At 73.6% G+C, this 2661-nt stretch carries 1 protein-coding gene; it reads right to left on the reverse strand.

Features of this window, described 5'->3' with window-relative positions; all coding sequences use genetic code 11:
- Positions 1 to 2661: condensation domain-containing protein (locus ACFWIS_RS40535; RefSeq protein WP_380524394.1), on the reverse strand; the 2661-nt coding region annotated here is incomplete at both ends.

Consider the following 2661-nt stretch of genomic DNA (forward strand, 5'->3'; position numbering starts at 1 on the left):
CGCTCGGCGGTGAGGGCCGGCCGGCCGGCGTAGCCCCGGGCCAGACCCGCGCCCGCGATGTACAGCTCACCCGGGACGCCCACCGGGACCGGCTGGAGGGTGTCGTCCAGCACGTACGCCCGGGTGTTGGGCAGCGGGCGGCCGATCGGGACGGCGGTGGGCACCTCGCCGGCGGTGGCCATCCGGTGGCGGGTGGCGAAGGTGGTGGTCTCGGTGGGCCCGTAGCCGTCGACCACGGTGAGGCCGGGGCAGGTGGTCAGCACCCGGCGGACGGCGGCGGGGGAGACCACGTCACCGCCGGTCCACACCTCGCGGAGGCCGGCGAAGGCGCCCGGATCCTCGGTGGCCATGACGTTGAACAGGCCGGCGGTGAGCCAGGCGGCGGTCACCGCGCCCTGGTCGATGGTGGCCGCGAGTTCGGTGACGCCCAGACGCCCGGGCGGGGCGAGCACGAGGCTGCCGCCGGAGAGCAGCGGGGCCCAGAGCTCGTAGGTGGAGGCGTCGAAAGCGGTCGGGGAGTGCACCAGCACGCGTGCGTGGCCGCCGCCGGAGAAGGCTCCGCCGAGGGCGAGGTCGATCACGGAGCGGTGGGTGACGCCGATGCCCTTGGGCCTGCCGGTCGAGCCGGAGGTGTGCATCACGTACGCCAACTGATCTGCACTGACGTCGAGTTCGAGGTTGTCGGCGGTCTCCGTGCCGACCCGGAGGGTGGTCAGCCCGGCCAAGGCGGGGTGCTCGGTGTCGGTGACGGCGAGCGTGGCGCCCGCGTCGGCGAGAACGGCCCGCAGGCGCTCCTGGGGCTGGGCGCTGTCGAGCGGGACGTAGCTGCCGCCGGCCTTGAGGATGCCCAGCAGGCTGACCACCAGCGCGGGGGAGCGCTCCAGCAGCACCGCCACCGGGGTCTCGGCCGTGACGCCCGCCGCGACCAGGCGCAGCGCCAATCCGTTGGCGCGGGCGTTGAGTTCGGCGTAGCTCAGCGTCTCCGAGCCCGCCACCAGGGCGACGGCCTCCGGCATGGCGGCGGCCCGGGCCTCGAACAGCCGGGGCACCGCCGCCGTCGGCAGCGTCGCGACCGGGCCGCTCCAGCCGGTCAGCAGCTGCTCCCGCTCGGCGGGGCTGAGGATGTCGATGTCCCCGATCGGGGCGTCGGGGTCGGTGGCGGCGGTGTCCAGGACGCGCAGCAGGCGCTCGGCGAGGGTGGCGACGGTGGCGTGGTCGAAGAGGTCGGCCGCGTACTCGATCGCGCCGGAGAGCCCGGTCGGCTCGGTGCGTCCGCTTGCTTCGGAGAACCCGAAGGAGAGGTCGAACTTGGCCACACTGAGGTCGAACTCCAGCTCGCTGCAGCTCAGTTCGCCGAAGGTGCGCGGCGCCGTCCCCTGGTTGTCCAGGGCGATGACGGTCTGGAAGAGCGGGTGGCGGGCGGGGACGCGGGTGGGGTTGAGCTGTTCGACCAGGCGCTCGAAGGGGATGTCCTGGTGGTCGAAGGCGTCCAGGTCGGTGCGGCGGACGCGGTCGAGGAGTTCGCGGAAGCTGGGGTTGCCGGTGGTGTCGGTGCGCAGGACGAGGGTGTTGACGAAGAAGCCGACCAGGTCGTTCAGGGCCTCGTCGGTGCGTCCGGCGACGGGGGTGCCGAGGGGCAGGTCGGTGCCGGCGCCGAGGCGGGTGTAGAGGGTGGCGACGGCGGCCTGCAGCACCATGAACAGGCTGGCGCGGGTGGCGTTGGCCAACTCGGTGAGCCGGAGGTGCAGTTCGGCGTCCACGGTGAACTCGACCAGCTCGCCCCGGTGGCTGGGGGTGGTGGGGCGCGGGCGGTCGTAGGGGAGGGCCAGCTCCTCCGGGGCTTCGGCCAGGGACTGCTGCCAGAAGGCGAGTTGCCGCCCGATCAGGCTGTCCGGGTCGTCCTCGGTGCCGAGCACCTCGCGTTGCCAGAGGGTGTAGTCGGCGTACTGCACCGGCAGCGGTGGCCAGTCGGGGGCGCCGCCGGTGGTGCGGCCCCGGTAGGCCTCGTCCAGGTCGCGGAAGAGCGGGGCGACGGACCAGCCGTCGCTGGCGATGTGGTGCAGCAGCACCAGCAGCACGTGCTGGTCCTGCGGCAGCGAGAACAGCTGGGCCTGGAGCGGGAGTTCGATGGCCAGGTCGAAGGCGTGGCCGATGGCCCGGTCCAGCAGGGCGGTCAGCTCGGCCTCGTCGGCCGCGCGGGTGACTGTCAGGTTGGGCGCGGCGTCCACGGCGACCAGCTGGTGCGGCTGGCCGTCGGCGGTCGGGAAGAGCGTGCGCAGCACCTCGTGCCGGGTGGCCACGTCCTTCAGTGCCTCGGCCAGGGCGGTGGTGTCCACGGCGCCGGTCAGCCGGATCGCGAAGGGGGTGTTGTAGAGAGCGCTGGGGCCCTCGAACTGGTCGATGAACCACAGGCGTTGCTGGGCGTACGAGAGCGGCACCCGCTCGGGGCGCTCCCGGGCGGTCAGCCCGGCGCGCACCGGGGTGTGGTCCTGGCCGAGGTGCTGGACCAGCGCGGCGACGGTCGGGGTGTCGAAGAGGACGCGGATCGGCAGCTCGGCGCCGAGCCCGGTGCGGATCCGGCTGACCAGCTTGGTGGCGAGCAGGGAGTGCCCGCCGAGGTCGAAGAAGCTGTCGTCGATGCCGGGTTCGGCCACCTGGAGG

Source organism: Kitasatospora sp. NPDC127060 (assembly GCF_042724935.1).
Lineage (GTDB): Bacteria > Actinomycetota > Actinomycetes > Streptomycetales > Streptomycetaceae > Kitasatospora.